This window comes from Mesorhizobium sp. L-8-10 (assembly GCF_016756635.1).
Lineage (GTDB): Bacteria > Pseudomonadota > Alphaproteobacteria > Rhizobiales > Rhizobiaceae.
In genome coordinates, this window is the sequence record NZ_AP023263.1 from 4,076,553 (window position 1) to 4,102,812 (window position 26,260).

The 26,260-nt window shown below is 63.9% G+C and carries 19 protein-coding genes; 16 read left to right on the top strand and 3 right to left on the bottom strand.

The annotated features are described in order from the left end of the window. The first annotated feature begins 14 nt into the window (after window positions 1-14). From mraY to JN280_RS18850, 14 genes are all read left to right on the top strand, one after another. Window positions 15-1,097, top strand: coding sequence for a phospho-N-acetylmuramoyl-pentapeptide-transferase (gene mraY / locus JN280_RS18785; RefSeq protein WP_202314232.1), 1,083 nt, complete (start codon window positions 15-17; stop codon window positions 1,095-1,097). A gap of 281 nt (window positions 1,098-1,378) precedes the next feature. Next, the gene (gene murD / locus JN280_RS18790; RefSeq protein WP_202314234.1) at window positions 1,379-2,776 is read left to right on the top strand and encodes a UDP-N-acetylmuramoyl-L-alanine--D-glutamate ligase; all 1,398 of its coding nucleotides are present in this window, start codon (window positions 1,379-1,381) and stop codon (window positions 2,774-2,776) included. Window positions 2,777-3,409: 633 nt separating this feature from the next. After that, window positions 3,410-4,567, top strand: a complete 1,158-nt coding sequence (gene ftsW, locus JN280_RS18795; RefSeq protein ID WP_202314237.1) for a putative lipid II flippase FtsW — start codon at window positions 3,410-3,412, stop codon at window positions 4,565-4,567. A gap of 515 nt (window positions 4,568-5,082) precedes the next feature. Next, window positions 5,083-6,210 carry an undecaprenyldiphospho-muramoylpentapeptide beta-N-acetylglucosaminyltransferase gene (gene murG, locus JN280_RS18800; protein WP_202314239.1) on the top strand — a complete coding sequence of 376 codons (1,128 nt, stop codon included), beginning with the start codon at window positions 5,083-5,085 and terminating at the stop codon, window positions 6,208-6,210. Then, window positions 6,207-7,604 carry a UDP-N-acetylmuramate--L-alanine ligase gene (murC, locus tag JN280_RS18805; RefSeq protein ID WP_202314241.1) on the top strand — a complete coding sequence of 466 codons (1,398 nt, stop codon included), beginning with the start codon at window positions 6,207-6,209 and terminating at the stop codon, window positions 7,602-7,604. The genes murG and murC overlap by 4 nt, the downstream gene beginning before the upstream one ends. Further along, entirely contained in the window at window positions 7,601-8,566 is a 966-nt protein-coding gene (gene murB, locus JN280_RS18810) for a UDP-N-acetylmuramate dehydrogenase (RefSeq protein ID WP_202314243.1), read from the top strand. The genes murC and murB overlap by 4 nt, the downstream gene beginning before the upstream one ends. Window positions 8,567-8,841: 275 nt before the next feature. Continuing rightward, window positions 8,842-9,501, top strand: a complete 660-nt coding sequence (locus tag JN280_RS18815; RefSeq protein WP_202314245.1) for a hypothetical protein — start codon at window positions 8,842-8,844, stop codon at window positions 9,499-9,501. 104 nt (window positions 9,502-9,605) lie between these two features. Next, the gene (locus tag JN280_RS18820) at window positions 9,606-10,613 is read left to right on the top strand and encodes a ParB N-terminal domain-containing protein (RefSeq protein WP_202314247.1); all 1,008 of its coding nucleotides are present in this window, start codon (window positions 9,606-9,608) and stop codon (window positions 10,611-10,613) included. A 394-nt stretch (window positions 10,614-11,007) separates the two neighbouring features. Further along, the gene (locus tag JN280_RS18825) at window positions 11,008-12,492 is read left to right on the top strand and encodes a DEAD/DEAH box helicase (protein ID WP_244743415.1); all 1,485 of its coding nucleotides are present in this window, start codon (window positions 11,008-11,010) and stop codon (window positions 12,490-12,492) included. 5 nt (window positions 12,493-12,497) lie between these two features. After that, window positions 12,498-13,511, top strand: coding sequence for a ParB N-terminal domain-containing protein (locus tag JN280_RS18830; protein WP_202314249.1), 1,014 nt, complete (start codon window positions 12,498-12,500; stop codon window positions 13,509-13,511). 100 nt (window positions 13,512-13,611) lie between these two features. Then, window positions 13,612-14,616: a DGQHR domain-containing protein gene (locus JN280_RS18835; protein ID WP_202314251.1), complete on the top strand. Its 1,005-nt coding sequence runs from the start codon at window positions 13,612-13,614 to the stop codon at window positions 14,614-14,616. Further along, window positions 14,609-16,225, top strand: a complete 1,617-nt coding sequence (locus JN280_RS18840) for a radical SAM protein (protein ID WP_202314252.1) — start codon at window positions 14,609-14,611, stop codon at window positions 16,223-16,225. Before JN280_RS18835 ends, JN280_RS18840 begins: the two co-directional genes overlap by 8 nt. A gap of 11 nt (window positions 16,226-16,236) precedes the next feature. Beyond that, on the top strand, window positions 16,237-17,754 hold the full coding sequence (locus JN280_RS18845; RefSeq protein ID WP_202314253.1) for an ATP-binding protein: 1,518 nt from the start codon (window positions 16,237-16,239) through the stop codon (window positions 17,752-17,754). Window positions 17,755-17,975: 221 nt separating this feature from the next. Beyond that, a complete protein-coding gene (locus tag JN280_RS18850) occupies window positions 17,976-18,242 on the top strand; it encodes a hypothetical protein (RefSeq protein ID WP_202314254.1) in 267 nt (88 codons plus the stop codon). Between the two features lie 6 nt (window positions 18,243-18,248). Here the strand turns inward: JN280_RS18850 and JN280_RS18855 are convergent, their stop codons facing one another. Further along, the gene (locus JN280_RS18855) at window positions 18,249-19,625 is read right to left on the bottom strand and encodes a hypothetical protein (RefSeq protein WP_202314255.1); all 1,377 of its coding nucleotides are present in this window, start codon (window positions 19,623-19,625) and stop codon (window positions 18,249-18,251) included. Between the two features lie 482 nt (window positions 19,626-20,107). Here JN280_RS18855 and JN280_RS18860 point away from each other — a divergent pair, with 482 nt between their 5' ends. After that, window positions 20,108-20,860 (top strand): MBL fold metallo-hydrolase, encoded by a 753-nt coding sequence (locus JN280_RS18860; RefSeq protein ID WP_202314256.1) that lies wholly within the window; start codon window positions 20,108-20,110, stop codon window positions 20,858-20,860. Between the two features lie 445 nt (window positions 20,861-21,305). After that, on the top strand, window positions 21,306-23,171 hold the full coding sequence (locus tag JN280_RS18865; protein ID WP_202314876.1) for an AI-2E family transporter: 1,866 nt from the start codon (window positions 21,306-21,308) through the stop codon (window positions 23,169-23,171). A 239-nt stretch (window positions 23,172-23,410) separates the two neighbouring features. Here the strand turns inward: JN280_RS18865 and JN280_RS18870 are convergent, their stop codons facing one another. Beyond that, window positions 23,411-24,340: an ABC transporter permease gene (locus JN280_RS18870; RefSeq protein ID WP_202314257.1), complete on the bottom strand. Its 930-nt coding sequence runs from the start codon at window positions 24,338-24,340 to the stop codon at window positions 23,411-23,413. Window positions 24,341-24,625: 285 nt separating this feature from the next. Further along, window positions 24,626-26,122, bottom strand: a complete 1,497-nt coding sequence (locus tag JN280_RS18875) for a sugar ABC transporter ATP-binding protein (protein WP_202314258.1) — start codon at window positions 26,120-26,122, stop codon at window positions 24,626-24,628. Window positions 26,123-26,260: the final 138 nt, after the last annotated feature.

Genomic DNA, 26,260 nt, shown 5'->3' on the forward strand with positions numbered 1-26,260 from the left:
GGGACAAACACCATATGCTGACGCTGCTCGTCGCCTTCGCGGACCATGTCTCCGCCTTCAACGTCTTCCGCTACATCACCTTCCGCACCGGCGGCGCGCTGATCACCTCGGCGCTCATCGTCTTCATCTTCGGGCCTGCCATCATCAATTCGCTGCGCATCCGCCAGGGCAAGGGCCAGCCGATCCGCGCCGACGGCCCGCAGACCCATTTCAAGAAGGCCGGCACGCCCACCATGGGCGGCCTGATGATTCTATCCGGCATCATCGGCTCCTCGCTCCTGTGGACGAACCTCTCCAGCGTATATGTCTGGGTGGTGCTGCTCGTCACCCTCGGCTTCGGCGCGATCGGGCTCTATGACGACTATCTCAAGGTCACCAAGCAGTCGCATCTCGGCCTGTCGGGCAAGGCGCGGCTCGGCATCGAATTCGTCATCGCCGGCATCGCCGCCTGGGCCATCATGCAGGCCGGCCAGGAGCCCTTCTCCTCCTCGCTCACCTTTCCTTTCTTCAAGGATTTCCTGATCAATCTCGGCTGGTTCTTCGTGCCCTTCGCCGCCTTCGTGGTGGTCGGGGCCGGCAATGCGGTCAACCTCACCGACGGCCTCGACGGCCTCGCCATCGTCCCGATCATGATCGCGGCGGCCTCCTTCGGCGTCATCGCCTATCTCTCGGGCAACGCGGTCTTCGCCGAATATCTGCAGATCCACTTCGTTCCCGGCACCGGCGAGCTTGCAGTGGTGCTCGGCGCCGTCATCGGCGCCGGCCTCGGCTTTTTGTGGTTCAACGCCCCGCCGGCCGCTATATTCATGGGCGACACGGGTTCGCTGGCGCTCGGCGGGTTGATCGGCACCGTCGCGGTTGCCGCCAAGCACGAGATCGTCATGGCGATCGTCGGCGGCCTGTTCGTGATGGAGGCGCTGTCGGTGATCATCCAGGTGGCCGTCTTCAAGATGACCGGCAAGCGCGTGTTCCTCATGGCGCCGATCCATCACCATTTCGAAAAACTCGGCTGGACGGAGAGCCAGGTCGTGATCCGCTTCTGGATCGTGGCCGTCATCCTCGCCCTGATCGGGCTGTCCACGCTCAAGCTGCGCTGAGGGGCGGATGATCCCGGATAGCCCGCATTTCTCACACTCGATGTGGCCTGCGCCGGTTCAAGAAGCCGACGGGGCAGGAGCCGCGCGCAGACGCGATGCGGGCCATCGCGCAAGCGCGGCGACGCATCCTGTCGGCTTCTTCAACCGGCCCTTCGGGTTGCCTTTCGGCGGGCATCTACGGCGTCGGACGGCTCGACCGTATGTCGCTATACGCTTCGTCGCCGTCCGACGCCGTATCTCCCTCGCCGAAAGAGCAACGCAGGCTACATCGAGTGTGAGAAATGTGGGCTGAGACTCTGAAAGGAAGACGGGTCGCCCTCTTCGGGCTCGGCGGCTCGGGCATCGCCACCGCGCTCGCGCTGAAGGAGGGCGGCGCCGACGTGCTCGCCTGGGACGACAATCCCGAAAGTGTGGCCAGGGCCGCCGATGCCGGCATCGGCGTCGCCGATTTGCGCGGCGCCGACTGGTCCCGTTTCGCCTCCTTCGTTCTGTCGCCGGGCGTGCCGCTCACCCATCCCAAGCCGCACTGGACGGTCGAGCTCGCGCGCGGTGCCGGCGTCGAGATCATCGGGGATGTCGAGCTTTTCGCCCGCGAGCGCATGGCGCGCGCGCCGGCCGCACCCTTCATCGCCGTCACCGGCACCAACGGCAAGTCCACCACCACCGCGCTTGCCGCCCATATCCTGCGCTCCGCCGGCCGCGACACCCAGATGGGCGGCAATATCGGCCGCGCCGTGATGACGCTCGATCCGCCCGAGGCGGACCGCTTCTATGTGGTGGAGTGCTCCTCCTACCAGATCGAACTTTCGCCCTCGGTCAACCCGACCGCCGGCATCCTGCTCAACCTCACGCCGGACCATCTCGACCGCCACGGCACCATGCAGCACTACGCTTCCATCAAGGAGCGGCTGGTGGCCGGCAGCGACGCGGCAATCGTCGGCGTCGACGACATCTATTGCGCGCAGATCGCCGACCGGCTCGAACGCGCCGGCAAGGAGGTTGTTCGCATCTCCAAGCGCCTGCCGCTGACCGACGGCTATTTCGCCGACGGCACCAATCTGATGGAGGCCGTGCACGGCCGCTACGAGCGCATCGGTTTCCTCGAAGGCATCGGCTCGCTGCGCGGCCAGCACAATGCGCAGAACGCGCTCGCCGCGGTCGCGGCCTGCCTGAAGGTCGGGCTGGAGCTCGGCGAGATCCAGTCGGGGCTCGAAAGCTTCCCGGGCCTCGAGCACCGCATGGAGCAGGTCGGCCGCAAGGGCAACGTGCTCTTCGTCAACGATTCCAAGGCCACCAACGCCGATGCCGCCGCACCGGCTTTGTCGAGCTTCCCGCGCATCTACTGGATCGCCGGCGGCCTGCCCAAGGAAGGCGGCATCGAGCCCCTGCGCTCCTTCTTCCCGCGCATCGCCAAGGCCTATCTGATCGGCGAAGCCGCGCCCGCCTTCTCCGCCACGCTCGGCGAGGCGGTGCCCTACGAGATCTCCGGCACGCTCGCCGCCGCGGTCGACCACGCCGCCCGCGAGGCAGCCCTCGACGAGAGCGGCGAAGCCGTGGTGCTGCTCTCCCCCGCCTGCGCCAGCTTCGACCAGTTCAAGAATTTCGAGATCCGCGGCGAAGCCTTCAGGCAAGCCGTGTTTGCTATCGAAGGGGTCAAACCCATCGGAGGAGCCGGCTAGTGCGTCCCGCCACTTACCCCGCATCGCCGCGGTCGCCGATTGCGGAGACGCACCCCTCATCCGACCGCGCTTCGCGCGGCCACCTTCTCCCACAAGGGGAGAAGGCAGGCGCCTGGCTTTGGCGGTCCTGCAAGTCACCAACGATGACGACTGGCGGAAACGCTGCTGCAATGCGTTCCCTTCTCCCCTTGTGGGAGAAGGTGGCCGCGCCCGCCAGGGCGAGGCCGGATGAGGGGTGCGCCTCCGCAAGTCTCTCGCGTCGCCGTCTTGCCGCGGCTACCGTGCAGCCCTTCTTTCCCGGCTCTGCCAATCACCCGACGTCGGTGTGTGGCCGAAGCGCTGTTGCAGGGCCTTCCCTTCTCCCCTTGTGGGAGAAGGTGGCCTCGCCCGCTAGGGCGAGGTCGGATGAGGGGTACGGCTCCGCAAGTCTCTCGCGTCGCCGTCTTGCCGCAGCTACCGTGCAGCCCTTCTTTCCTGGCCCCGCCAATCACCCGACGTCAACGATTGGCCGCAACGCCGCTGCCGGCTCTCCCTTCTCCCCTTGTGGGAGAATGTGGCCTCGCGAAGCGAGGTCGGATGAGGGGTACCCTTCCGCAGCCTCATCCACCACCCCAGCCCCATGGAGCATGGCACATGCAGGCTAGCCGTCTCGACCGCAGCCCGGTCGCCACCTGGTGGTGGACGATCGACCGCTGGTTCCTCGCCGCCTTCCTGTCGCTGATGGGGCTGGGCATCGTGCTCTCCTTCGCCGCGAGCCCGGCGGTGGCCGAGCGCATCGGCCTCGGCAGCTTCCATTTCGCCACGCGCCAGATCGTCTTCATGGTCCCGGCGCTCTTCGCGCTGCTGTCGGTCTCCTTCCTCGACGCCCGCCAGATCCGACGGCTGGCCATCGTCATGCTCGGCATATCGCTCCTCCTCATGGTCGCCGTGCTCTATATCGGCGTCGAGGTGAAGGGCGCCCGCCGCTGGGTGTCGATCGCCGGCCTCTCCGTCCAGCCCTCGGAATTCCTGAAGCCCGCCTTCGTCATCATCTGCGCCTGGCTCTTCGCCGAGCATCAGCGCCAGCCCGACATCCCCGGCAACCTCTTCGCCATGATCCTGCTCGGCCTGGTGCTGGCCCTTCTCGTCGCCCAGCCCGATTTCGGCCAGACGCTGCTGGTGCTCGGCACCTGGGGCGTCATGTTCTTCATGGCCGGCCTGCCCTGGCTCTGGATCATCGTGCTCGGCAGCCTGGGTGTGGCCGGCGGCTTCGCCGCCTATACGATGTTCCCGCATGTCGCCGGCCGCATCGACCGCTTCATCACCGGCGAGGGCGACACTTTCCAGGTCGACATGGGCCGCGAGGCGGTCATCAATGGCGGCTGGTTCGGCGTCGGCCCTGGCGAGGGCACCGTCAAGCGCATCATCCCCGACAGCCATGCCGACTTCGTCTTCGCCGTCGCCGGCGAGGAGTTCGGCATCGTGCTCTGCTTCCTCATCATGGGCCTCTTCGCCTTCGTCGTGCTGCGCGGGCTGAACACGGCGTTGAAGGAACATGACGATTTCACCCGCTACGCGGTCGCCGGCCTGGTGGTCAATTTCGGCTTCCAGTCCGTCATCAACATGGGCGTGAACCTGCAGCTGATGCCGGCCAAGGGCATGACGCTGCCCTTCATCTCCTATGGCGGCTCCTCCCTCATCGCCATCGCCATCGCCATGGGCATGGTGCTCGCGCTCACCCGCAAGCGCCCCGAAAAACGCACCCAGCTCGCCTTCGCCCGCCGCGCCGCCCGCGCCGTGGCGGCGGAGTAGGGGTGTTTCTGGTTGCAGACGTTGATCCAGGTTACCCCTCATCCGACCGCGCTTCGCGCGGCCACCTTCTCCCACAAGGGGAGAAGGGGGAGATTTGCATTGCCGTCCCGGCAGATCACCAACGTCTGCGATTTGCAAGGCCGCCGAAACTTGGCTCCCCCTTCTCCCCTTGTGGGGGCCGAAGGACGGGTGGGGACCCGTGGTGGCTGCGCTCCGCGCGGACGGATAACGGGCAGGGCCGAGGCTGAAAGTACCCCTCATCCGACCTCGCTTCGCGAGGCCACCTTCTCCCACAAGGGGAGAAGGGGGAGCCTGCAGCAGCGCTTCCGCCAATCGTCGACGTCGGCGACTTGCATAGCCGCACATGCCAAGCTCCCCCCTTCTCCCCTTGTGGGAGAAGGTGGCCTCGCGAAGCGAGGTCGGATGAGGGGTAACCTCGCGAAGCGAGGCTCGAGGGGTAACCCACGCTCCCATCCCGCCACCCTCCCAGCCACCAGCACCCCCAAGGCCCCCTGATGACCAAGGGCACCATCCTGCTCGCCGCCGGCGGTACCGGCGGCCATGTCTTTCCGGCCGAGGCGCTGGCGCATGAGCTTGCCGCGCGCGGCTGGTCGGTGCATCTGGCCACCGACGACCGCGCCGGCCGCTACGCCGGCACATTCCCGGCCGATGCCGTCCACCCGATCGCCTCCTCGACCATCGGCGCGAAGAACCCCATCGCCGTCATCAAGGCCTTCTGGATCATCTGGCGCGGCGTGCGCCAGGCCTCCGGCCTCATCGCCAGGATAAAACCCGCCGCCGTCATCGGCTTCGGCGGCTATCCGACGCTGCCGCCGCTTTACGCCGCCACGCGCCGCGGCGTGCCTTCCATGCTGCATGAGCAGAACGCCGTCATGGGCCGCGCCAACAAGGCGCTCGCCGCCAAGGTGAAAGCCATCGCCGGCGGCTTCCTCTCCGATGCCTCCGGCCCCTATGCCGCCAAGACGGTGGTAACCGGCAATCCCGTCCGCCCCGCCGTCATCGAAGCCTCCAAAACCCCTTACGCAGCCCCCGCAACGACCGACCCCTTCCGCCTGCTCGTCTTCGGCGGCAGTCAGGGCGCCCAGTTCTTCTCCGACGCCATCCCGCCGGCCATCGCCGCCTTGCCCGAATCCGACCGCCGCCGCCTGGTCGTCACCCAGCAGGCCCGCTCCGAGGACGAAGCCAAGGTACGCAACGCCTATGCCGAACTCGGCATCTGCGCCGAAATCTCCCCCTTCTTCCGCGACATGGCCGAGCGCATCGCCGCCGCCCATCTCGTCGTCTCGCGCTCCGGCGCCTCGACCGTCTCCGAGATCGCCGTCATCGGCCGCCCCGCGCTGCTCGTGCCTTATCCCCATGCGCTCGACCACGATCAGGCCGCCAATGCCGCCACCCTCGCCGCGGCTGGCGGCGCGGAAGTGCATCAGCAGCCGACCCTCGACACCGAACGCCTCGCCGCCCTCATCGGCGGCCTGATGGCCGCACCCGAGCGCCTCTCCACCATGGCCGCCGCCGCCTGCTCGGCCGGCAAGCCGGGCGCGACCCGGTTGCTCGCCGACCTCGCAGAGGCTATTGCCTCTGGTCAGACCATGGAAGAATTCAAGAAGGGGGTGCGGACATGAAGATGCCGCAGACCATCGGCCTCGTCCACTTCATCGGCATCGGCGGCATCGGCATGAGCGGTATCGCCGAGGTGCTGCACAATCTGGGCTATAAGGTCCAGGGCTCCGACCAGGCCGAGAGCGCCAATGTCCAGCGCCTGCGCGACAAGGGCATCGAATGTTTCGTCGGCCACAGGCCCGAAAATCTCGGCGATGCCGAGGTGGTGGTGGTCTCGACCGCCATCAGGAAGACCAATCCCGAGCTCGCCGCCGCGCGCGAAAAGCTGCTGCCCGTCGTGCGCCGCGCCGAGATGCTGGCCGAACTGATGCGCTTCCGCAACGCCGTCGCCATCGGCGGCACCCACGGCAAGACCACCACCACCTCCATGGTGGCGACCCTGTTCGATGCCGGCGGCCTCGACCCGACCGTCGTCAATGGCGGCATCATCAACGCCTATGGCACCAATGCGCGCATGGGCGACGGCGAATGGATGGTGGTGGAGGCCGACGAGAGCGACGGCACCTTCCTCAAGCTGCCGGCCGATATCGCCGTCGTCACCAATATCGACCCCGAGCATCTCGACCACTACGGCTCTTTCGACAATGTCCGCGAGGCCTTCCGCGATTTCGTCGAGAACGTGCCCTTCTACGGCTTCGGCGTCATGTGCACCGACCATCCGGAAGTCCAGGCGCTTGTGTCGCGCATCGAGGACCGCCGCGTCATCACCTATGGCGAGAACGCCCAGGCCGATGTGCGTTTCGAGAACCACCGCTTCGACGGCGCCGCCTCCCTGTTCGACGTCGTCTTCCGCGACCGCAAGACCGGCGCCCAGGCCGCGATCCGCGATCTCAGGCTCCCCATGCCCGGCCGCCACAACGTCTCCAACGCCACGGCGGCGATCGCGGTCGCCCATGAGCTCGGCATATCGGACGAGGCGATCAAGCGGGGTCTCGGCGCCTTCGGCGGCGTCAAGCGGCGCTTCACCCACACCGGCTCCTGGAACGGCGTCGAGATCTTCGACGACTACGGCCACCATCCCGTCGAGATCAAGGCGGTGCTGAAGGCGGCGCGCGATTCCGCCAAAGGCCGCGTCATCGCCATTGCCCAGCCGCACCGCTACTCGCGCCTTAACGATCTCTTCGGCGATTTCGCTGCCTGCTTCAACGATGCCGACACCGTCATGGTCGCGCCGGTCTATGCGGCCGGCGAGGACCCGATCGAGGGCGTCACTTCCGAAGCGCTGGTCGCGCGCATCCGCGCCGGCGGCCATCGCGACGCGCGTTATCTCGAAGGCCCCGCGGCGATCGCTCCGATCGTCCGCAACCTCGCCAAATCAGGCGATTTCGTCGTCTTCCTCGGCGCCGGCAACATCACCCAATGGGCCTATGCGCTCCCCAGGGAACTCGAGTCATGACGCGCGGCGAAGAGCTTCTTGCAAGGCTGGGCGACAAGCTCTCCGGCATCCGCGGCCGCCTCACGCCCAATGCCGAGATGGAGAAGATCACCTGGTTCCGCGCCGGCGGCCGGGCCGAGGTCCTGTTCCAGCCGGCCGACGAGGAGGATCTTGCTTCCTTCCTGCGCGCCGTGCCGGAAGAGATCCCGCTCACCACGGTCGGCATCGGCTCCAACCTCCTGGTGCGCGAGGGCGGCATTCCCGGCTTCGTCATCCGCCTCTCGGCCAAAGGCTTCGGCGAGGCCGAGGCGATCTCCGAGACCCGCATCAGGGCAGGGGCGGCGACGCCCGACAAGCGCGTCGCCGCGCTCGCCCACGAGGCCGGCATCGGCGGCTTCCATTTCTACCACGGCATTCCCGGCGGCATCGGCGGCGCCCTGCGCATGAATGCCGGCGCCAATGGCGTCGAGACGCGCGAGCGCGTGGTCGCGGTGCGCGCGCTCGACCGCACGGGCAATCTCCACACCCTCTCCAATGCCGACATGGGCTACGCCTACCGCCATACGGCCGCGCCTGCCGGGCTCATCTTCACCTCGGCGGTCTTCGAGGGCTACAGGGAAGACAAGGACGCGATCAAGGCGGCCATGGATGCCGTGCAGCACCACCGCGAGACGGTGCAGCCCATCCGCGAAAAGACCGGCGGCTCCACCTTCAAGAACCCCGAGGGCAGCTCGGCCTGGAAGGAGATCGACAAGGCCGGCTGCCGCGGCCTGATGATCGGCGGCGCCCAGATGTCGCCCATGCACTGCAACTTCATGATCAACACCGGCAACGCCACCGGCTACGACTTAGAATTCCTGGGCGAAACCGTGCGGGCGCGGGTGCTGGAGAATTCAGGCATCCGCCTGCACTGGGAGATCAAGCGCATCGGCCAGTTCAAGCCGGGGCACGAGGTGCAGGAGTTTTTGGGGCAGTTGTTGTAGGGGGCATCGGCCAAAAGGATTCGTGTTCGGAGCGCAGTAGCTGTGAGCTGAAGGTGTTTTCTGGTTTCGAATCACCATTAGGCTGGACGCGGTGAACGTCAAAACGATCTACCATCGTCGACTTCTGAGCCAGCGTTTCCACTGGAACTGACTTCTGCATAGCTGACATGCGTCTTTTTCAACTCCTTCAACCACAGGACCAGTCGGTCGCTACAACACTTGACCGACCGCAACCGTAAGTGGATATCTCCTAACCAACGAGTTGGGGGACAGAGTTGGACAAGCTTGCACGCGACATGATCGCAGCCGCATTGCGAAGTACCGCTGACGCATTGTCAAAGGATCACTTTGGAGCGCTGACGCAAGAGCACCAGTTGACGTCTCGTCTCGCCGAGGGGTTAGAGCGCAGCCAGTTGAACGGCTTGGACGTTCTCGGGGATTGGGTATCGATTACCACGCAAGAGTTCCCCGACAAAGGTGCCGGCGCCCTGGAACACAAAACGGGTGTCGACCTGTACGTCGGCGTTAATGTTCTCGAAACAAATGGATTTTCAAAAGGGTTCTTCGTCCAATCAAAATGGAAGGCGTTGGGAAGGCCTACGAAGGACAGGAATGATCTTCGGAGGCAATGCGAAGGGATGCTAGAGATTTCACCATGGTCGTACGTCTGGCTCTATGGGCCTGACGGGATCGAGGTGGTCAGAGCGCGCGATGTTGTGGATCTTCCGCACATGCAGCCGGAGCAACTGTCGCCAAGAAATGTCGGCGACACTTTCGGCCAAGTCTTAGCGTGTAATGAAGGTGACCCCCTATGGGCTGTACCCGAGGGTCCCGGCAAGCGCATGCGTCTAGCGAAATTGTTGGCCGACCTAACCGTCCACCGGGCCCTGTCCTTCACAATCGCGCCGACACGCAGGCGTCCACGACGCTTTTGACGTGCCACCGCACCGTGCCGTCGCTTGACAGTTACAATCTCGCCGGGCCACCGTTCGTCTAATCGAAAGGGAACGCTAACTTTAGTGTAGGCCTGGGGAGCGAAATGGAAGGTAAGCAACAGAATCTGCCGGTAAATCTGGTTGAATTGGACCGCGAAAACCCGCGCATCCGGCGGTTCCTAGAGGACTACGAGGGCGAACTCACAGACGACCGCGTCGCGTTGGCCTTGGACGTAGCGGCCGACACTAGTGAGGACGGCATGGGCGCGACTTCGCCGGAGAAGCTGCGTAACTCGATCCTTGCGAACAAGGGGATCATGCAGCCGATTATCGTCAACCGACTTGCCGACGGCCGCTTAGTGTGCATCGAAGGCAACACACGTCTATGGATCTATCGCGACTTCAAGAGCAATGGCGTGGAAGGTGACTGGTCCCGCATCCCGGCCATTGTCCACGAGAACCTTGAGGGTTTCGAGGTTGATGCGATACGGCTGCAGGCCCACTTGGTAGGACCTCGCGCCTGGGACGCCTACTCGAAGGCCAAGTACCAGTGGGAGCTGCACTACAAGCACATGATGCCGCTGGATCGCCTGGTGGATTTGTGCGGTGGTGACCGGCGCGATGTGCAGCGCTCGATCAATGCCTACGCCGACATGGAGAACCACTTCCGCAAACTGCACGAGCCTGAGGAGCCCTACCTCACGCAGAGATTCAGCGGCTTCGTCGAGCTTCAGAGCAACAAGGTCCGGACCGCCATCCTTAAGTCCGGTTTCACGCTCGACGATTTCGCGAAGTGGATCAAGGACGAGCGAATCAAGGGGCTTGCGGGCGTCCGCCAGCTGCCTCGGGTGTTGGGCGACAAGAAAGCAAGAGAGGTCTTCGTGAAGAAGGGGCTCAAGGCTGCGCTTGACGTGCTCGAGAAGCCCGAGGTGAACTCGACGCTACGGGAGGCGAGCGTGGCGCAGCTAGCTCGTGTGTTGACCGAGAAGATCGAGAGTCTTCCCTGGGCTGAAATACAGCGGCTGCGAGCAGATCCCGATGACGACATGCTGCGCTACCTGATCGATGCGCAGGAATCCCTAACCACTTTCCTCGCAGAACTCGACAAATAGGTGTCTGGTGAATCAACACTCCATATCCGGCTCGTTGAACGTCTCGAGCGACAGGTGCGCGAGCGCCACGCGACTGAGCGCGGATTGTTGATGTTAGTGGACCACGATCGCTACGGCAGGGACAGGCCGCATCGCGTCAACGGGTACTGTCCCGACCTATTCGCGTCCGACCTGCCTGCTACATTTGAGGTCCTTGGCGAGGCAAAGACGGCGCCAGACCTTGAGCGCTCAAGGTCGCACGCGCAAATCGTTGCGTTTCTCGACCATCTATCGCTTCAGCCATCGGGCTGGTTTTACCTCTGCGTCCCGCCGCTATCAGTGGCGCGCGGGCGCCAACTGCTATCACGCCTGCGGTTGGAGCGGCATGCTGGGGTGGCTACGGAGGTGGTCACGCTTGTCTGACGGCAGACTCCGTATGAGGCGAAACGAGCGCCTGAATCTTGCGGCCGTCCACAGCGGATTCACATACCAGCTGCAGGCGGTCGAGGCTGTAAAGGGCATGGAGTACGCCGCGCTCTTCCACGAACAGGGGCTCGGCAAGACCAAGATTGGCATCGATCTCGCGCTAGAATGGTTGAAGGCGGACGTTGTCGACGCAATCCTGTTCGTTACGAAACGCGGTCTGATCGCTAACTGGTCCGAGGAGATGCGTCTCCACTGGCACCTTCGCCCCCTGATCCTTGACCAGAACCACTCGTCAAACTTCTTTGCGCTAAATTCGTCCTCTCCCGTCCTCCTCGCGCACTACGAAGTGCTGAAAACCGAGGAGCGGCGGCTCGCGCTCTATCTGCGCACCCGCCGCGTGGGCGTGATCCTCGACGAGGCCCACAAGATCAAGAATCCCGAAACCGAAATTTCGAAGGTGCTGCATCGTCTTGGCCCATCATTCGTCAGGCGGGTCATCATGACAGGTACGCCCGTGGCTAACCGGCCATACGATATCTGGTCTCAGATCTACTTCCTCGACCGTGGAGGGGCCCTCGGCATGGATTTCGAGGCGTTCAAGGCGGACCTTGACCTAACGAACGACCTCTGGGCGGACGATGGCAAGCGGAAATCGTTCGAGCGAGCAGCCAGCGGCGTGTTTGGGCGGATAGCGCCATTCTCAGTGCGCGAGACAAAGGCGAGCGCGGGGATCGAGCTGCCTGAGAAGGTCATCAAGAACGTGCCCGTCGAGCTCGCACCTCGCCAGCGCGAGATCTACGACGAGATTGCGCGGTCGCTCCGCACCGAAGTGGTGGTAGGCGGCCGTCTCATCGAGGACGACGCAGAATCTATCCTTAAGCGACTCCTCCGACTTGTCCAGGTCGCTTCTAATCCGCGGCTGATCGATGAGTCATATGGAGAAACACCTGGCAAGCTTCCTGTGCTCGATCAACTGCTCGCTGAAGCGACCAGCGCCGACGATGGTAAGGCTATCGTCTGGACGAACTTCATAGATAACGCCGACTGGCTCGAGCGCCAACTTGAGCGTTACTCGCCAGTCAAGGTTCATGGTAAGGTCGACATTGAGGGCCGCAACGAGGCAGTCGGACGCTTTAAAACGGACCCCTCGTGCCGTGTTCTGATCGCTACACCAGGCTCGGCCAAGGAAGGCCTGACACTTACCGTAGCAAACCACGCCGTATTCTACGACCGCGGGTTCAGTCTCGACGACTATTTGCAGGCGCAGGACCGTATTCACCGCATCTCGCAGCAGCGTACCTGTTACGTCTGGAACCTCGTCAGTGAGGGCACGATCGATGATTGGGTCGACGCGCTGCTTAGCGCAAAGCGGCTGGCCGCGCAGCTTGTGCAATCCGACGTTGATCAATGGGAGTACGAGTCCGCGGCTGATTATGACTTCGGCCGGATCGTGCAGCAGGTATTGGGGGGATAGTGTTGATGAGAACGGATGGCTACGCTGGGATGATGCGATTGCGCGGGAAGGAAGTGCCGACCGTCACGCGCGACATTCCGGTGAAGGAGTTGAACTTCTATCCCGAGAACCCTCGCATCTACTCGATCGTTTACGCCGACGGCAAGAAGCCGTCGCAGACTGAAATCCTTGAGCGTCTGCAGGGTCTGGAGCATGTCCGACAGCTCGTGCAAGACATCCGCTCCAACGGTGGCCTTATCGACCCGCTAATCGTGCGACTGGGTGACATGGTCGTACTTGAGGGGAACAGTCGTCTCGCGGCGTATCGCCATCTTGCGACGGAGGACCCGATCAAATGGGCGAAGGCGACCTGCATGCTTCTTCCCGACGACATCGAGGAGCATCTCGTCTTCGCGCTGCTCGCCCAGTACCACGTGAAAGGGAAGAAGGACTGGGCGCCCTACGAGAAGGCCGGCTTCATCTATCGGCGCTTCAATCAGCAAAACATCGACCTGCAGGTCGCTGCGCCAGAGCTGGGCATCACCCGCGAGGAGGCGAAGCACCTTATCGCAGTCTACGAGTTCATGATCGAGAGCGGGGATCAGGACCCGGCGCACTGGAGCTATTACGACGAATTTCTTAAGTCTCGTAAAATCAAGAAGGCCCGCGAGGAGGTCGCTGGATTTGACCAGTTCATCGTCGGCGAAATCCAGTCTGGACGCATGGGCAAGGCTATGGACCTGCGGGACAAGCTGCCGGTCATCTGCTCGGGCCAGCCCAAGATACTCAGACGTTACATGACCGGCCAGTACGACTTCGCAGAGGCGCATGAGCACGCCGTGACCGCCGGCGGCGAGCATCATGCTCTCAATCGTCTGAGGCGTTTTCGCAAGTGGCTTGTCGAGAGCACGACCGAGGACGACATACTCGAGGCGCCTAAGGTAATCCGCGACGGCATACAGTACGAGCTGAAGGAAATTGAGAAGAAATCTAAGAAACTTAAGGAGTTGGTAGAAAAGAAGAAGCTCGAGATCGACTGACAGCAAATGCGACGAACCGAGCGCCAAGTGGGATCGACAGCAGACCAAATTATTGCTATTTGCATTCCTACGCTGCAGATTCGGCAGCATGGGAGTGCTGATGAATCACATGACGACGCTGCCGTGCATTCGCGGACGATCGCTCGACAGGCCTGTGTTGCTAGGTTTTGCCTCCGCGCGTGTGCTGCACGCGTGCAGCTTTGCTGACGTTCTCGACGAGGCCTCTGGGCGGGGCTACCAGCGCCGACTCAACTCCCGGCACAGCCTCGACTTCAGGCGCTACGTTCAGGAGCCTGGCAGTTCCACGATCCCGCTCACCTTCAACCTCCGCGGCCACGACCGCGACGGCTGGCGGCTTGAGGGTCGTGATGGTGCGGCAACGTTACACCTAAGTCTTAGGGCGCGACCGCTGGCGCAGGTTGATTGCCAGCACCGTCTCGGCCACTTGTCCGATCTCGATGTTCAGCTGCCCTTCATGGCATTCATCGGACTCTCCGAGCGCGAGGAGATGGAGATCTTCGGCATCATCAACGGGAAGGCGAAGGGACTCTCCAATAGCCTGCTCGACTTCCATGATGCGCAGCTTTGCGCCGATCTGGCTAGCGAGCGTCCCGAGCTCCTGGTGGCGCTGCATCTCAAGAACGAGCCGACCTCGCCATGGTACAATCGGCTCGACCTTGGCGGCAGCCAAGTCTCTGGACTCGAGCGTCGCGCCTCGCTGCGTACGATGCAGAAGGCATGTCGCATCCTCTTTAGGCGCCTTCGGCCGCGTTCCGCCGAAGAAGTTGCCCGCGTTGCCCATGACTTCTGGTGTGCTGTGGCGCTCGTCATGCCTGAGGCGTTCTCGAAGCCGCGCAAGAGCCTTGTCACGAAAGGTATCGGCGTCTACGCGCTGACCGAAGTCGCCGCCGACGCGGTGCTCGAGGCGCCGGCAGGGGCGCGCTGTGATGCTGCCTACTTCGCGTCGATCATGGGCGATCTCGCATTTGACTGGAGCAGCGATGGCCCGCTCGCTGGGCTCGGCGGCGAAGGTGGTGCCCGCCGAGCCGCCGACATCCTGCGCCAGCTCCGGCGGCGTCCTCACCTGAAGGTGGCCCATGGCTGATCGCAACATCCTGCTCGTGGAGCCGGACTACAAGAACAAGTATCCGCCGCTCGGACTTATGAAGATCGCGCAGTATCACGGCCCTCGCGGCAAGCGAGACCGTGTGCGCTTCATCAAGGGGCGCGACCAGTCTGTGATGAACGAGGCGTGGGACCGCATCTACGTCACGACCCTGTTCTCGTTCGAGTATCCCAAGATCGCCGAGACGATCGACTTCGCGCTCCAAGTAGCCAACGGGCAGGCCGATAAGGTTTTCGTCGGAGGTATTGCCGCCTCACTGATGCATCAGCGGTTCCTGGACGAGCGGCGCTGGCATGGCATCCGCTTCATCAAGGGGCTCCTGACCGAGCCTCCGGCGAAGGCGCTACAGCTCGACGACTTCGCCGAAGAGCTCTATTCAGACGACGTCTTGGGCAGGCCTATCGAGGACCTGATCCCCGACTACTCGATCCTTGACCAAGTCGACTACCGCTACCCCGTTCGTGATGCCTACTTCGCATACACCTCGCGCGGCTGCATTCGGAAGTGCCACTTCTGCGGTGTGCCCAAGCTCGAGGGAATGCAGCGCGATACCGACTCACTCACCGACGTCGTCCAAGCGATCGACGAGCTCTACGGTCCCCGCAAGGATCTGATCCTCATGGACAACAACGTGGTCGCCTCGCTGCGTTTCAAGGAGATCATAGCGGAGATTCGCGACTTGGGTTTCACCCCAGGCGCAAAGCTTCTTCGCCCCGGGCAGCGGGTGCCCGTGCAGCGACGCGTCGACTTCAACCAGGGCGTCGACGCTAGAATCCTGTGCAAGGATCCGATGTATCTGCGCGAGCTCTCCTCGATTGCGCTCAGGCCACTCCGCATCGCCTTCGACCACCTCGGCCTCCGCAAGCCGTACGAGCAGGCGGTTAGGTACGCGCACGAGTTTGGGCTCTACGAGCTCTCGAACTATATGCTCTACAACTTCCATGACGGTCCGGAGGACCTATTCGAGCGGATGCGCCTCAACGTTGCGCTGAACGAAGAGCTAGGCGTCCGCATCTGGTCATTCCCAATGCGCTTTCAGCCCACCGACCGGCCCGACCGTGGGCACATCGGCGAGAGGTGGACGCGTTTCCAACTGCGCTCGATGCAGATCATATTACAGGCGACGCATGGCGTCGTCAGCGGCGAACCCCAATTTTTCAAGCGCGCGTTCGGCGACACTTTCGCCCACTACGAGCGCATCTTGTCGATGCCGCACGACATAATTTTCAATCGCGACTGGTACGAGAGCGGTCCGGGTCGCGCCGAGTTTGACGAGTATCAGCGGGCGTACGATCGCTTGACCGAAACCGACCGAGCCGAGTTGCTCGCGCTCCTCTCCTCGTGCGACCCGAGGCATTTCCGCACTCTGCGCGACGACGTGGATTCGGGCGCGCTACGAGATATCCTTCCATTCTACGTGCCGCGGCCGAAGGAGGAGTGGGTCGCGGTCTGGCAGAGCAAGCGCGCGTCCGCCGCCGAGGAGGTCAACCGTGGACTGGCCGAGGACGAGCGCGTCGAGGATGCAGGCCTCGACTATGAAGATACTTCCGAGGCTTTCGACGTCGTCTTGCCCTCGGTCGCCGCCTGAGAATACGTGACATGGCCCACAATAGCGAAAACCCGACCGCCCACGATATCCGTGTGGGCAAGGATCTCCTCGAACTCGTCTCGTCCGCGATGTACGTGGAGCCGCTGACGGCATATCGCGAGTATCTCCAGAATGCGGCGGACTCGATCGACGACGCGCGGCGTCGAGGACTGCTCGCCAACGATGAGCCCGGCCGCGTCGAGATCACCCTGGACCAGGGCTCGCGTATTGTCCGAATCCGCGACAATGGCGTTGCGATCCCGCGAGCTGAGGTCGTTGACCGCCTGCTTGCTCTTGGCGGCAGCAGCAAACGCGGCACCGAAGCGCGAGGCTTCCGCGGCGTGGGTCGCCTTGCCGCGCTCGGCTACGCCCAGTATCTGTCGTTCCGCAGTCGCGCGCAGGGCGAGGACGTCGTCACGGAGGTGACCTGGGACGGCCGTCGCCTGCGTGCTGCGCTTGCCGACTCTGATTCAGGTGATCTCGCGGCCGTCGTGGCGGCGGTCGTCGACGTTCGGGCGGTGCCCGCCCGTGACGAGCCGAGCCGCTTTTTCGAGGTCGAAATCGGACGGATCGTGCGCCAGCGCGGCGACCGTCTCCTCGCGCCCGACGCCGTCGAGTCCTACCTCGCGCAGGTTGCACCAGTGCCGTTCGCCAGCGAGTTCCGTCACGCTGCCGCGATTGCGGATGCACTGCGCGCTGCCGGGCCGCTTGGCGAGCTGGAGGTGACGATCGATGGAGGAGCGCCAATCACTCGCCCGCATCGCGACGTGGTCAACCTTGGCGCGAGTGCCACCGAGATTGGCGAACTCACCCTGATCGAGTTGCCCGGTATGCACGGCGGCCTCGCTGGGCTCGGCTGGTTCGCACACCACGACTACAAGGGGGCGATCCCCGCTTCAGCGCTAGTCAAGGGCGTGCGCGTCCGGGTGGGCAACATTCAGGTCGGGGACCATACGATCCTCGAGCAGATCTTCCCGGAAAGCAGGTTCAACTCCTGGGCGGTCGGCGAGGTGCACATATTCGATCGGCGCATCGTACCCAATGGCCGTCGAGATCAATTCGAGACGAACGCCCACTACGCGAACCTCGTGAATCAACTCTCCCCGATCGGGCGCGATGTCGCTCGACGCTGCCGCACAAGTTCGATGCTTCGTTCGAAGTTGCGCGCATTCGAGCTCGCAAGGAAGGATGCAGCCGAGCGGTTGGCGATCATCGAACAGGGCGCCACGTCCGACCGAGCACGGGCCGCCGAAATAGGCCGCGTGGGCCAAGCGATTGGCCGGATGCGCAAGGCAATGGATGCGGACGCTATCGATGAGGGTCTCCATGATGAGATGTCAGCGACGGTCGCCCTCGTCGAGGCTGAACTCGCTCGGGTCGGTGGTAGCGCCACGATAGATCCGCTGGATATGATCGCGGAGGATAAGCGCGAGGCGTACCGACAAATGTTCAACCTGATCTATGAGTGCTCAGCAAACAGAGTCGCAGCAAAGTCACTAGTGGACAGGATTATTCAGCGGTTAGCGTAGTCAGGGACTAGTGTCCGCGATTTCAGCACCGATTTCAAAAAGTCGTCCGACCGCTGTCGCCCAAACTCGGCGGTAGAGTCATCGCGCGCCGCAGCGGCGCTCGACCGGACGAGATACACATGATCACTGTGAGGAGTACACGCGCTCTGAGAAAGGTGGCATGAGGAAGATTGACAAAAGGCTCCTGTTTCCTTAGATCAAAACAGGAACGGAGTTGTCGAATGCACGTACGCAGCGATGAGACCAAGAAGTCGCGACCGGCGTTCAACGGCAGTTGGCGGGTCGCTGTGGATCGCGCCTGGCGATCGCCTTCGTTCAGGCGCCGCTTCGAGATCGAATGTGGCTTGTCTCCGATAGACGAAACCAAAGACGAGCAAATCGATTCCGGCGAGGTGGCGGCCTACTATAACCAGTTCGTCGCGTGGGCCACTCTAACGCTCGGCTTGACGGATCAGGTACCTCCATTCGCGCAGCGGGGGTATGACTGAACAGCGTTAGGCCCTCGAAATTGTGGCTGTGTGGACGTCAGAAAGTGCAGCCACGCCGCTGAGTAGCTCGGCCTTTTTGCTCGCCCCAACCTTCAACCCGTCGATGGCAGCACGGATTCTTTGGTTCCTTCGCGTGTGCGCCTCCGCGAGCGCAGTTTTCGCATCATACACGCTTGCGGCCGCAGACGTCAGTTTGTAGCCGCTGACTAGTATCCCTGCCGTCGAGACGACCTGCCCGACGAAAGGAACGAACCCTAAGAGGTCTCGCCCGAGATCGGTTCCTGCCCGGTAGAGTTCGCCTTTTGCGTCAGTTGCTTCCTTAGTCATATAGTTCGGAAGTTCTGCTACGATTGCCACCTCAAAAGCTCTGGCAAGTTCCGATGCCGCGGTGCTGATGGCAACCGGATCAATACTCTCAAGGGCTTCGCGCTTATCAGTCTTCGCCGCGGTATCCAGGTAGCTCTGAATGATCTGGTCGTATTTTTCTTGGAAACCGATTTCTCGGAGCGCTTTGCTTAGCGCATGTGCATGCTCGAATGAGAGCGAATCAATGATCTGCGATGGGAATGCGGCGGATTGAACAGTGTCCAAGGCAGTCGCCAGGAAGAGATCCAGGAATACCGCCTCCTCCGTTAGGCTTTCGGGCTCCTCTCTCTGTCCCGCGAGAAGAACATCCTCCATTTTGAAGTGAGAAAGTGGATTGAGGTCCATACCTGTTTCGCACCGAACTACGCTGGTGCCAACCATATGGTAACAGGCAGTGCTGAAACGGTTGAGGGGCGCCCTTACGCCTGGTGATAGCTGCGCAATATAATCTCTGAGGTGGACGGAAGCCCCAAAATTCAAGCCAGCTATCTCTTTAGCAAGGCGATCCCTTTCGCCCTGGGAATATCCATGCTGGCGGTCCAGCTCTTGCGAGATAGTAGACCTCTCGTTCGAAAGGCCTGTCACGATGAGTTCTCGAAAACGGTCACCAACATCGGCTAGCTCCCAAGGCATGACGCGGCGGACGCCTTCTCCTACCCGGGCGATATGTTCCTCGAGCTGGGACTTTCCGATCCCAGCTTTTTCAAAGCTCTCAATATCCTCGACGTAGTCTGCCAATGCGGACTTATCCGTTCGGAACGCAGGCAGAATAGCCTCACCCTTAAATAGGTCTGGATGCTTTTCAAATAAACGAACAGCCAATGGCGAGACAAGGTGAGCACAGTTTAACGTTACAAGCCCCTTTGCAATAATCTTGATCTTCAATGCGCGGGCTGTCACGAGAATGCTATCTTCATCGTTGTAGAGACTTGGTGCAAGGTCGGTCGAATAGACTCGTGGTCCGCGGAGATCTTCTGCATCGAAGACTTTGCGTCCGTCGAAAAATGTCTTCGTCATTGGCCGCGCTCCCTTGTCGGCGCACTTCTTTGGATCTGATACCCACAGGTATCAGTGGTTGAATCGGAACGTCTAGTGGGCAGTGTTAGCAGCTGAACTAGCTGCTCTCAACGTTGAAGCGGCGCGGTTCCATTGGGGGGCGGTTGCGTCCGACCAGCTTAGTTTCATCTAAATACATGCTCCTATGGTGAGAATTCGCGGTGTACAGTCCAGGCATTCAATGGCGGCCGACTCGTGTTTGTTACCCTGCGCCTTTCCGAATGGAATACGTCTACCCCGTGGCGACCGATCACTTCTTCATAACCCACCTTCGATCGCATTGACGTCCCCTCATTTTCATCCGATTTTCTGACGTCTCATCCCATGCTTCGAAGTCCGTGCCTTCCGCTCTCATCGAGGCGGGACGCCTATAGGTAATCGGTGCTTGAATTTGCCGTGACGATCGCTTCCGATCTCCCCAGACAAAATCTCCGGATACTCCCATGAAACTCCAGCTCTTCCGCAACGCGACTCTCAAGCTCGATTATGCCGGCCGCACTATCCTGATCGATCCCTATCTTGCGCCAAAGCACAGCCTGCCGTCCTTTACCGGCCGCTCGCCCAACCCGATGGTCGAGCTGCCGGTCGGCATCGACGAGATCCTCGAGGGCGTCGAGCTGGTTGTCGTCTCGCATCTGCACCAGGATCATTTCGACGCGGTCGCCAAAGAGCGCGTGCCGAAACACCTGCCGCTCTTCTGCCAGCCGGGCGACAAGGGCAAGATCCGCGAGGCGGGGTTCACCGATGTCACGCCGCTCACCGACCGCGCCGAATGGAACGGCATCACGCTGACGCGCCGCGACGGCAGCCACGGCCTCGGGCCGGTGGTCGAGCTCATGGGGCCGGTCATCGGCTTCAGCCTCGAGGCCGAGGGCGAGCCCTCCGTCTATTGGGCCGGCGACACCGTGCTTTATCCGCCCGTCGAAAAGACCATCCGCGATACGAAACCCGATATCGTCGTCACCCATTCCTGCGGCGCCCGCTGGAACGGCGATCTCATCGTCATGGATGCCGATCAGACGGTCGCGGTCTGCGAGAGCTTTGGCGGAACCGTCGTCGCCACCCATATGGAGGCGCTCGACCATGCCACCGTCACGAGGGACGATCTGCGCCGGGCCGCCGAGGCGAGGGGCGTTCCAGCCTCGAAGCTGCTGATCCCGGCCGACGGCGAAACGCTGGAGCTTCGCCGGCCATAGGCGGTGCCGTCGCCAAGCCCTGGCTGCAGAGGGCGAAATGCTCCCATAGGTTGTATTTCCGGGCTGCGGCGGGAACAGGCTTCGTCCTGCAAAAATCCAGTTCTTTACAGGACGAGGGGGTTTCGTGCCCCGCGGCGATCTTGCGGCGCCTGATCGCGTCATGGTTGTAGATTCCGCTTCGCGGGAGGGGCTTGCGTGCTCCGCTCCGTGAGCCTGGGCGGAGGCTGTTCACGTCAACGCAGGCGGCAGGCGGCGCGCGACGGCGAAGACGGTGCGGAACTTGTCCCCACGGCGCGAGTTGAAGGCGCGGATGGAGAGGTTTTTCCCCTTGTGCCCGACAAAGCCGAACGATCAAATCCCGCCGATGCCGGAGACAAGCTAGGTGGCCGATCGTCGCGACACTGACCCGCCTTTCGCCGATGTTCTGGCAGCGCCGCCCACGCGCATGTCGCTGCCCACCATCGCGGCAACGGCCGCCGTCATCGCCGCGCTCTATTTCGGCCGGGAAGTCTTCCTGCCGCTCGCCGTCGCGCTGCTGCTCACCTTCGCGCTGGCGCCCGTCGTCGCCTGGCTGAGACGGTTCGGCATCCCCCGCATCGCCGCCGTCGTCGCCAGCGTCTTTTCGGCCTTCGCGGCGGTGGCGCTGTTCAGCTTCGTGCTGGCCGTGCAGGTCACCGAGCTCGCGCACAACATCACGCTCTACCAGTCCAACATCCTCACCAAGGTCCGCACGCTCAAGGATACCGGCGCCTCGGGCGGCATCGTCGACAGGCTCACCGGCGTCATCGAGCGTGTCGGCCGGGAGATCGAGGCCGAGGAGCAGCCCGCCGCGACCGGCGAGGCCGAGCGCGAGCCGCTGCCGGTCGAGATCGTCTCGCGCCAGAAGCCGCTCGACGTGCTGCTCAGCATGCTCACCCCACTCTTCGGGCCGCTCGCCACCACCGGCCTCATCATCGTCGTCGTCATCTTCATGCTGCTCGAACGGGAGGACCTGCGCGACCGCTTCATCCGGCTGGTCGGTTATGGCGACCTCCACCGAACCACCCAGGCGCTGGAGGATGCCGGAGGCCGGGTCGGGCAATATCTCCTGGCGCAGCTCCTCGTGAACACCGCCTATGCCATCCCCGTCGCCATCGGGCTCTGGCTGCTCGGCATTCCCAACGCGCCGCTCTGGGGGCTGCTGGCGCTGGTGCTGCGTTTCGTGCCCTTCATCGGCCCCGTCATCGCCATGCTGCTGCCGCTGTTCCTGGCGGTGGCCGTGGCGCCGGGCTGGTCGCTGGTGCTGTGGACGGCCGCACTCTTCATCGTCATGGAACTCGTCATCAACAATGTCGTCGAGCCCTATGTCTACGGCTCGCGCACCGGTCTCTCGCCGCTCGCCATCATCGTCGCCGCCATCTTCTGGACCTGGCTGTGGGGGCCGCTCGGGCTGGTGCTGTCGACGCCGCTCACCGTCTGCCTCGTGGTGCTGGGCAGGCATGTGCCGCAGTTCGAGTTCCTCGACGTGCTGTTCGGCAACGAGCCGGTGCTGGAGCCCCATGCGCGCCTCTACCAGCGCCTGCTCGCCGGCGACCCCGACGAGGCCACCGACCATGCCGAGGATTTCCTGGAGGAAGGCTATCTCGTCGATTTCTACCGCACCGTGGCGGTGCCCGCGCTGCTGCTCGGCGAGCACGACCGGGCGAGGGGGGTGATGACCGAGGCCGAGCGGCGGCGCATGGCGTCGAGCGCGCTCACCATGGTCGCCAATCTCGAAGACATCGTCCGCGAAGAGGCCGACGAGGAGGAGGCCGACGACGAGGACAACGGGCTTGCCGAGGAGGCGGAGTTGCCCGACGGCACCGGCATGACGGTGTGCTGCGCCGGCGGCCGCGGCGAGCTCGACGACGCCGCTGCCGCCATGCTGGCGCAGGTGCTCGAAGTGCAGGGCGCGACCGTGTCGCGGCTGAGCTTCGCCGAGATCGAGCCGGGCAACATCCGCAGCCTCGACCTGAAGGAGGTCGACACCATCGTCATCGGCTTCCTCAACATGGATTCCATGAACCACGCCCGCTTCCTCGTGCGCCGCCTGAAACGCGCAAGGCGCGGCCTGCGCGTCGGCATCGTCTACTGGTCCGACGCCGGTACTTCCGACAACAAGGCGCTGGTCGAAATGGCCGGCGTCATCAACGCCGACTTCGTCGCCCAAGGCATGCTCGACGCCGTCACCGGCGCCCTCTCCGACACCCCCGCCGTCCCCCTGAAGCTCCCCACCCGCGCCCGCCGCCGGGCACCGGCGCGGAAGAAGGCCAAGGCGGCGGCGGAAGGGTGAGGGTGGGGCGGAAGTTACCCCTCATCCGACCTCGCCCTCGCGGGCGAGGCCACCTTCTCCCACAAGGGGAGAAGGTCGGAGCTTGGCATTGTCGCTTCTGTAAATCGCCAACGTTGACGACTGGCGGAAGCGTTCCCGCAGGGCGTTCCCTTCTCCCCTTGTGGCAGAAGGTGGCCTCGCGAAGCGAGGTCGGATGAGGGGTCTGCAGCGCGCCGAGCTAACCGACTACCGCGAGAATATCACTCCCCACCCCGCCCCACATTCCGCACCAGCACCGCCGCGATGATGATCATCCCCGTGAAGATATCCTGCAGATAATTCGGCACCCCGAGGATCGTCAGCCCGTTCGCCGCCACGGCGATGATCGCAGCACCCAGCACCGTCCCCAGCGCGTTTGCCTCCCCATTCCGAAACGCCGTCATGCCCAGGAACGCCGCCGCATAGGCCTGCAAGAGAAAACCGGTGCCACCGGTCGGATGCGCGCTGCCCAGCCGCGCCGTCAGCAGCAGCCCGGCGATCCCGGCGAACAGCGTGCAGAGCGCGAAGGCCCATGCCGTGTTGGGGATGATGGGCACGCCGGTCAGCCGCGCCGCCTCGCGGTTGCCGCCGATCGCATGGATGCGCCGGCCGAGCTCGGTATGGTCGAGCACGAAGACGGTAAGCGCCGCCATCGCCAGCGCCCACAGCGTCAGCACCGGAATGCCGGCGAGCGAGCCGCGGCCGAGATCGCGGAAAGGCACGGGGATGCCGGAGAACAAGGTCGCGCCGTTGCTCAGCCAGAAGGTGGCGCCGCCGACGATGGTGCCGACGGCCAGCGTCACGATGAAGCTCGGCATGCGGAAGCGCGCCACCATGAAGCCGCTCACGCCGCCGATGAGAAAGGAGGAGGCAAGCGTGACGATGACGGTCGCCGGCAGGCCCCAGCCGGCGCCGAACAGGGTCACCGCCAATATGCCGGCCCAGGAAACCACCGCGCCCACCGAAAGATCGAACTCCGCCAGCGCCATCACATAGGTCGCCCCCAGCGCCACGATCGCCAGCAGCGACATCTGCTGGGTGATGTTGATGAGGTTGGAATATTGCGCAAACCCCGCCGGCGACAGCGCCGAAAACAGCGCCACGATCGCAATCAGCCCGAAAAGCGTTCCGAAACGTGTCGTCAGGGCCAAGCTGGTTTTCCTCCCGGGTGGGTTGGATGTGTATGCATTGTGGAAGCGCTGCTGAAAGTACCCCTCATCCGACCACGCTTCGCGCGGCCACCTTCTCCCACAAGGGGAGAAGGAGGAGCCTGGCTTCGGCGGCCCTGCAAATCACCAACGTTGACGTTTGGCAGAAACGCTGCGGCAGCCTTCCCTTCTCCCCTTGTGGGAGAAGGTGGCTTCGCGAAGCGAAGTCGGATGAGGGGTGCCCCAGGCGCCGACGCCCGATCCCGGCAGCCACAAACCGCATCCCCATCACCCGCCCGCCTCGCTGAACGTCGCCGCCAGCACGTCCTGCCGGCCGAGCGTCTCGGCAGGGGCATCCAGCACCACCGCCCCATGCGCCAGCACCACGATACGGCCGGCCAGCATGAACAGCTCCTCGATATCCGAAGTGGCGAAAACGACCGGCGTGCCTCTCGCGGCGAGCCCCCGGCAGAGCGCATGGATCTCCGCCTTGGAACGCACGTCGACCCCGCGCGTCGGTTCGTCCAGCAGCAGCAGCCGCGTCGTGTCGGAAAGCCAGCGGCCGATCAGCACCTTCTGCTGGTTGCCGCCGGAAAGCGTGGCGATGCGGTCCGACAGCCGGCCGAATTTCACCCCCGTCGCCGCCAGCATCGCCTCGGCGCCGCGACGCATCGAGCCCGGGGAAAGCACGGGCAGCGAATGCACGGCGCGATGGCTGGCAAGGTTGGGCAGCACCGCATTGTCCAGCACCGAATGGGCCATGATCAGCCCGGTGCTGCGCCTATCCTCCGGGGCGAAGGCGACGCCGGCCGCGATGCGTTCGGCGATGCCGGAAGGCGGCAGCCGCTTGCCGGCGAGCGTGATCGAGCCGACCGCCTCGGGGCTGGCGCCCCAGATCGATTTCAGCAGGCTCGAACGGCCGGCGCCGATGATGCCGTAGAGCCCGACGATCTCGCCGGCCGAGACGCCGAGGTCGATCCGTCTGCGGCCCGGACCGGCGGCGAAACCGTCGAGCCGCAGCACGGCCGGCCCGCTCGCGGCGGGCGGCGTCGCCGGGCGCTCATGCGAAAGGGCGGATCCCGCCATCATCGCCACGATGCCGTCGCGGTCGGTGTCGGCGAGCCGGCCCTGGCCGACGGTCCGGCCGTTCCTGAGCACGGTGAAATCCTCGGCCAGCTCGAACACCTCGTCCATGCGGTGCGAGACGAAGACGACCGCACAGCCCGCTTTGGCGAGGCTGCGCACCACGCCGCGCAGCGTCGCGGCTTCCGCCTCGCTCAGCGAAGCCGTCGGCTCGTCGAGCACCAGCAGCCTGGCGTCGTCCATCAGCGCACGCAGGATCTCGACCAGCTGGCGCTGGCTGAGCGAAAGCCGCCGCACCGGCACGTCGAGCGGCAGGTCGAGGCCGAGCCGGTCGCGCACCGCGCGCATCCGGGCCCGCATCGCCCTGCGGTCGATCAGCCCGAACCGCCTGGGGTAGCGCCGTCCGACAAAGGCATTCTCGTAAGCCGTGAAGCCGGGCACGAGATTCAGCTCCTGGTGCACGAAGCGCAGGCCGGCGGCTTCCGCATCGCGCGGGCTCGCCGGTTCGAAGCTCTCGCCCGAGAGCCGCATCTCGCCGCGATCGGGCCTCAACGCGCCCGACAGGCATTTGAGCAGCGTCGACTTGCCGGCCCCGTTCTCGCCGAGCAGCGCATGCACCCGCCCCGCCGCGACCGACAGCGCAACGCCGTCCAGCGCGGCCACGCCGCCGAAACTCTTGGAGAGGTCACGGATGTCGAGCATGGCACAACGCCCTCTCCCCCCTTGAGGGGGAGATGGCCGCAAAGCGGCCAGAGGGGGGTGCTGCGGCAGTGCTCGACGTTGGTTTGGAGGTCGAGCACTGCCGCACGAACCCCCTCTGGGGGCTTTGCCCCCATCTCC